Annotated in this window: 5 protein-coding genes; all 5 read left to right on the forward strand. The window is 41.7% G+C overall.

What is annotated here, in order from left to right; all coding sequences use genetic code 11:
• Positions 1 to 68: 68 nt before the first annotated feature.
• The 5 genes from DW103_RS17475 (at position 69) to DW103_RS17495 (ending at position 6,204) form a co-directional block, all read left to right on the forward strand.
• Positions 69 to 758 (forward strand): LamG domain-containing protein, encoded by a 690-nt coding sequence (locus DW103_RS17475; RefSeq protein WP_122278505.1) that lies wholly within the window; start codon positions 69 to 71, stop codon positions 756 to 758.
• Positions 759 to 950: 192 nt separating this feature from the next.
• Positions 951 to 1,673: a glycine-rich domain-containing protein gene (locus tag DW103_RS17480; RefSeq protein WP_147381245.1), complete on the forward strand. Its 723-nt coding sequence runs from the start codon at positions 951 to 953 to the stop codon at positions 1,671 to 1,673.
• A 90-nt stretch (positions 1,674 to 1,763) separates the two neighbouring features.
• Positions 1,764 to 2,279 (forward strand): hypothetical protein, encoded by a 516-nt coding sequence (locus DW103_RS17485; RefSeq protein ID WP_122278509.1) that lies wholly within the window; start codon positions 1,764 to 1,766, stop codon positions 2,277 to 2,279.
• An 80-nt stretch (positions 2,280 to 2,359) separates the two neighbouring features.
• Complete coding sequence (locus tag DW103_RS17490; protein WP_122278511.1) at positions 2,360 to 2,815, forward strand: hypothetical protein; 456 nt, start codon at positions 2,360 to 2,362, stop codon at positions 2,813 to 2,815.
• A gap of 104 nt (positions 2,816 to 2,919) precedes the next feature.
• Positions 2,920 to 6,204 carry a hypothetical protein gene (locus tag DW103_RS17495; RefSeq protein WP_122278513.1) on the forward strand — a complete coding sequence of 1,095 codons (3,285 nt, stop codon included), beginning with the start codon at positions 2,920 to 2,922 and terminating at the stop codon, positions 6,202 to 6,204.
• The last annotated feature ends 182 nt before the right edge of the window (positions 6,205 to 6,386 follow it).

The raw sequence follows: 6,386 nt of genomic DNA on the forward strand, positions 1-6,386 counted from the left end.
GAGATAGCTCAAATCGACGTAAAGGCGAACTATCCGCATTTCCTAACCTTTGAATTAAACTTAGATTTATGGGCAGGCGAAGGTTAATGAAGGCTAAAAAAGTTGTTTCGACTGCAAAGACTGTACTGTTGTTACACTTCAATGGTAACGTTGTGGATAGTAGTGAAAACGACTATTCGGCTACGAATAACAACTTGGCGTTTACTACCGGGAAGTTTGAACAAGCGATACAGTTTGGTACTGGGTATGTAGATTTACCTAACGACTTTTTAAGAGAACTTTTTACTTCTGGAACATTCACGATTGATTTTTGGGTTAAAGTTGATAATTCAACTGGCGATTATCATGATGTGGTTTTTCAAAGTTCAAATAGTTCATATGGCGATTATTGCCCCATAAGAATGTGCTTCCGGGTTGATAATGGTGTAAAAACCTGTGTCTTTTTATCCTCTACTAATGGATATACTTGGAATATCGCAGAAAGTTTTAGCGTAAACATAAATGATGGTTTTAATCATGTAGCATTGGTACACTATTCCGGTGTTTCTTATTTCTATATAAATGGAGTATTAACTAAAAGCTTCACGCATTCAACGACTCCTTCAGCTAGTCAGGTATATAATAGATTAGGTAGTGGTGTCAGCTATAATAATTCATCGCATCGTTCAAAAAATGTATTTGATGAGTTCCGCATATCTAACGTTGCCCGCTGGAAATCAAACTTTACTCCGCCTTCTTCTCCTTATGTAATCGATTAAAATTAAATATATGGAAACGACAATTAAAACTTACAGAAAAGAGTTGCTTACTTTATTCGTAGCAACCATTATAGGTATTATGAGCTATCAGTCAGTTAGCCATACCTACTACATGCCTACTTCTAAGATAGAGGAAGGAACAATCGTTCTGCGGGATGATAGTATAACAACAATTGTAATACCAGACAGGAGATGAGTAGACGTAGGATGATGGTATCCGCAAAAGTAAAATTGGTCGAAGTCGTAGAGGTACTAACTACTTCTGGAACATGGTTTGTTCCGGTTGGTTGTACATCCGTAGATGTATGGATGATTGGGGGCGGTGGAGCTGGTGCTTCCGGTGTCACTGGTTCAGGTCCAGACGGATGCGGTGGCGGTTCCGGTTTTATCATTAATCAAACCATATCTGTCACGCCGGGAAGTCTGATATCTTATATAATTGGAGCAGGTGGTGATATTACTTCTCCAAACTCAGGAGAAGTTCACGATGGTGGTTCTACTTCGTTTGGCTCTCTTGTCGCTGAAGGTGGAAAAGGCGGTGGTAATAGGCATAGTACAGGCAAAGGAGGAAACGGAACATCCGGGGGCGGATATGACGGTAACTTGGGTGGGCTGAATGGTACTAACGGTAAAGGTTCAAACCCAGGAATAGGAAACGGAATGTCTGAAATATGCCCCTTTAATAATGTTCAGTATGGCGGTGCTGGTTCCGGTGGAACTGCTACCCCACAGAACAGCAGCTTTGTGGTACATCCTAATGTCGGATACCCAAGTTCAGATAGAGATGGTATTGGATATGCAGGAAATTCTAAACCCAACACCGGCGCAGGTGGAAGTGCTGGTTGGGGCGGCGGTTGCCATGGTGGGGCTGGCGGTTCTGGTGTTATAGTTTTACGCTATTTAAAAAGGGCCTAAAAAATACCACCTCCGAACTTCGCAGCCAAGAGGTGGCGACAATATAAAATTTAGTACTATATGATTATGCAAATATAAAAATAAAAATATATGTTAGAAATTATCTCTCTATTAATTATCACAGCCTACACAACGGCTGTATGTATTAAACAGAAGGGCATACCCTATAGTATTAGTGCTACCTTCTACAAGCTGGAGCACAAACTAATCTTTGGCGCGTCCATGTGTTTAACTGCTTTGTTCCTCTTTCCGGTAGTCTGGGAACTCAGTACAACATTCACGATGCGGTTGCTGGCTATAGCTGCTTGTATCGGTCTAATCGGCGTCGGCTTGGCTCCCGATTTCCGGGACGAATGGATAAACAAGATACATTGCGGTTCAGCCGCACTGACGCTTATCTCTTCGCAGTTATGGGTTGGGTGTACACCTTATTGGTGGGTGCTTATCCCGATATGGTTGGCCTTTATAGTCTACACTGTCGTCGGCATGAGTAAGCATGTAACCGGTAGTTTGTGGCAGGATTTCGTTGCAACCAAGCCTATGTTTTGGTGTGAAATAGCTGCACTGGGAAGTACTTATCTGGCGATATTCCTGATGCAGATTTAGCTCACTTCCCGAAAAAATTGAAATAGATGTCCTCCTTATATGGATAGTTAACCGGGCTTTGGCCCACAAAATAAACTTATATGGCAAAGATTTTTTACAACAGCAAAATTGCGAAGGCATTCACCTTCCTAAAAGACTTTTCGACAATCATGCTTTTTGGCGCAATTTTCACAGAGCATGCCTCACTATCCCAAAAAATTAAAACACATGAGGCTACCCACGTGGAGCAATATCAGACGTGTTTTACCACCGGATTGGCAATCGCTATCGGGATTATGTTTATCTGCTTCGCATTTAATCATTATGGCTGGTGGATGCTGGCATTACTGACTATCCCGATATTTCTGTACTATGTGTGGTATGGCATAGAGTTCCTTATTAGACTAATCGCGTACCGGAATGCGGATAAGGCTTACAGGAGGATTGCTTTCGAGCAGGAGGCCTACTCGTTGGAAAACGAGTACTTAAAGCCTTGTCCAGAACGTAAGTTAGCCAGTAGCTTCAGCTTTTTGAAGTATTATGGTAAGAAAGTATAGGATTAAAAACCGCCTCCGAGGCTATCACAGCAGGGAGGCGGCATTATAGAAATTTCTCCATACGGAGAAAAGGGGTTTAAATGTAGGCATTAATTTTCAGCATTATGAATATATTCGACAAAACAGGTGAAAAAATTCTTGACATCCCGGTTGACGATACCAGTTACCGTTACCGGGCTATCCGTCAAGGAGACAAGGTTTATCTTTATTTCTCGCTAATTGAACACGTTGAAATACCTGTATACAGTTATATAGAATTCCAAGGTCAACGTTACACTCTTTGGAAACCTGAAAACCTGACAAAGCGCGGTGAACGCAACCTGGAGTATACCGTTGAATTTGGCGGATGGTGGGAGCTGTTAAATCGTACAAAATATAAATTTCTGTCATCTAAACCCCATAAGTTGAAATTTCCACTAACGGCAAAACCTCGTATGTTTATGCAGTTACTTGTGGACAATTTAAACCTGCATGACACCGGATGGACACTTGGCACCTGCATCGATGCCTCCGAAAAAGCGTTGGCCTTCAATCACGAAACCTGCATGGAAGTAATCAACCGCTTTGCCGATGAATGGAACACGGAATTTGAATTTGTCAACAAAACGGTAAACTTCGGGAAAGTAGAGAAATTTAAAGATGCTCCTCTTCCTCTTAGCTACGGGAAGGGTAACGGCTTCAAAACAGGTGTGGGTCGCCAGAACCAAGGTGAAAAGGCCCCGGTAACGATTTTGTATGTACAGGGTGGTGAACGTAATATAGATGTATCAGCATACGGTAGTTCAACCCTATTATTACCCAAAGGGCAGGAACTGGAGTATCAAGGTAAACGTTATAAAACAGACACCGATGGTATGTTTATAACACGAGCGGACAAAGAGTTAGTCAGCTATAATGAAGACGGATACGATGCTTCGCACATCTACCCGTCCCGTGTGGGAACGGTCAGCGAAGTTATTACGATAGATATATCAAAGAACTTCTATGACATAAAAGATAGCACTATTCCGGATACGCTGGATTATTCTCAATGTCGGATTGCAGGAGAAAAAGCGACCATTATATTCCAGTCAGGTATTTTAACGGGTAAGGAATTCGACTTGGAGCAAACAGATGATGAGTTAACCGGTTATATCCATGCTGAACGCCGCTTTAAGATTGTACCACGGGAGATAGACGGGATTATAATGCCCGACACGACATTCAAGCCTTCCGTTGGTGATACCTATGCAATCTTCAACATATCCCTCCCTGATGCTTATGTTTGTGATAATCCGACTAAATCGGGTGCCAGCTGGGAGATGTTCAAAGAAGCCGTTCGTTACATGTATGAGAATGAAGAGGAAAACTTCACTTTTACAGGAGAGCTGGATGGTATGTGGTCAAAGAAAAGATGGTTGGAAATCGGTGGTAAGTTACAACCTGGCGGTTATATCCAATTTACCGACCCCCAATTTCAACCCGATGGCCTCTTAATCCGGATTACCGGTATAAAGGACTATATAAATAAACCCCATAGTCCGGAATTGGAACTGTCCAATACCCCGGTTGCAGGCTTTGTTTCGTCGGAGTTAGGCAAAATCGACAGTAATGAAGTAAAAAACGAAGAAAGGTTTAACAATGCCTTGTCTTTCACAAAACGCCGTTGGCGCGATGCAGTTGAAACCCTTTCCATGTTGGAGGCTGCCATCGCAGGATTTAGTGCCGCAATCAACCCGATAACGATACAGACAATGGCTATGCTGGTCGGAGATGAGAGTCTGCAATTTAGATTTGTCAACAGTAAGGTAAATCCTCGCGAAATTATTCCTGATTTCAAATATAATCAAGAAACAAAGATATTTTCAGCCCCAACAAGCATCCTTCAGCACATGACGTTAGGGATATCCAAGTTATCCTCTTCCCATGCTGCCGGGGAATACAAATATTGGGATATGGCGGCTTATGTATCGCCACCATTGGACACTCCCGGAGCCTTATACCTGTATTCCAAATGTAGCAAATCAAGCACAACTGGTACATTCATCTTAAGTGAAACACCGTATAAAATGGACCCCGGAGACGGCTACTATTATTTCTTGACAGGAGCACTATCCAGCGAATATGAGGCAGAACGTAGCTTTGTAACCGTGTATGGTTTTACGGAAATTCTCCCCGGACGTATAACTGTAGGACTTATCGTTAGTCCTAACGGTGAAACCTATTTCAATGTCGCACAGGGCGAAATTGGTGGTAAAATTGTGTTTAAAGCCGGTACAAGTGGATATGATAATATTACGGATAAACCCGATTTAAAACCACTTTACGACGGTGTCAATGATGCGTTGCAAGATGCGGAAGATGCATCCAATGCGGCAAACGAAGCAATAGGTTTGGTCAGTAACAAAGCAAGAGTTTTTTATCAAACCTATGCCCCTACTTCAGGTATGAAGCTCAATGATTTATGGGTAGACGGAATAAACATCTATCGTTATAATGGTTCAGGATGGGTATTTGCTTCGAAATACGATAGTACGCCAACCATTATCCAAAACGGCCTGATAACCACTGGTGCTATATCCTTTGGTGGTACGGGAGGGATGGCTGGCAGTGGCAGTATTAGAATATGGGCTGGGGGAACTGCAGACTCTGCCGGAAATCCCGTTGGAGACCCTACATTTCAAGTATCTTCCGCCGGTGATGTGATGGCTAAAAGGACAATTAAACTGCAAAATAATCAAGCAGGTATAACCGGCGAAGGCACTGCTGAGACATCAGTAAGATTTTGGGCGGGTTCTTCAACACCGGAAAATGCACCTTTCAGGATTTATCAGAATGGAAATGGAAGAATTGGAGGCTTCGATATAGAAGGTGCACATTTAAGAGCACAATATTCTGATGATTTGGGCATTATGCGCTCAGTAAGACTAAGTGCCGCAGAAGCATCATTGGTGTTTGGAGGAAGTAATAATAATTCTGTATTTGTTGGTATTCATAAAGGATTTACGAACTCTCAGGGCGATAATGAATATACAGATTTTTATTCTAACAAACAAATAATAAGAACACGAGTAGATCCAAGCATGATGAGTTGTATTAAATTAAGGGCTTATGGTACATTCATGCAGGGAGATGCTGCATTAAAAGTAGAGATAGGTACCATGAATAAGGAAGCTGGAACTACTTATAGGGCTAACGCCGTAAGTTGCGAGCATTTGCCGGGAACAACATCTTATCGCCATATCCATCTTGCTTTTCAAAACTTTTCAAACGAAGATAGTTGGTTTAAAAGAACTTGTATATATGCTTCTTTAATGCCTACTAATACGCAGCTTGCGACTATTACATCTTCACCTGAAAGTTATAGTGTAAAGTGGGACAAAACTACAGGACTATTCTATGTACAATAAGAATTTCAACATAACATGAATTTCAACTAAAAAATAAAAAACGTATGAATTTAACATTAGGAGACAGAGTGATAATACTCAATGCGGTATTGCCTCAGTATGACACGAGAGCTAACATGATGTTAAAAATAGCCATTGATAACAAGATAGCTATTTCAGACTCGGAGCAAAAGAAGTTAGTA

It is taken from the genome of Parabacteroides sp. AM08-6, assembly GCF_003473295.1.
Classification (GTDB): domain Bacteria; phylum Bacteroidota; class Bacteroidia; order Bacteroidales; family Tannerellaceae; genus Parabacteroides.

What these genes read in the sequence shown, in the direction of transcription:
- DW103_RS17475 (WP_122278505.1), top strand. Translation starts at nt 69, where the DNA reads ATGGGCAGGCGAAGGTTAATGAAGGCTAAAAAAGTTGTTTCGACTGCA.
- DW103_RS17480 (WP_147381245.1), top strand. Translation starts at nt 951, where the DNA reads ATGAGTAGACGTAGGATGATGGTATCCGCAAAAGTAAAATTGGTCGAA.
- DW103_RS17485 (WP_122278509.1), top strand. Translation starts at nt 1,764, where the DNA reads ATGTTAGAAATTATCTCTCTATTAATTATCACAGCCTACACAACGGCT.
- DW103_RS17490 (WP_122278511.1), top strand. Translation starts at nt 2,360, where the DNA reads ATGGCAAAGATTTTTTACAACAGCAAAATTGCGAAGGCATTCACCTTC.
- DW103_RS17495 (WP_122278513.1), top strand. Translation starts at nt 2,920, where the DNA reads ATGAATATATTCGACAAAACAGGTGAAAAAATTCTTGACATCCCGGTT.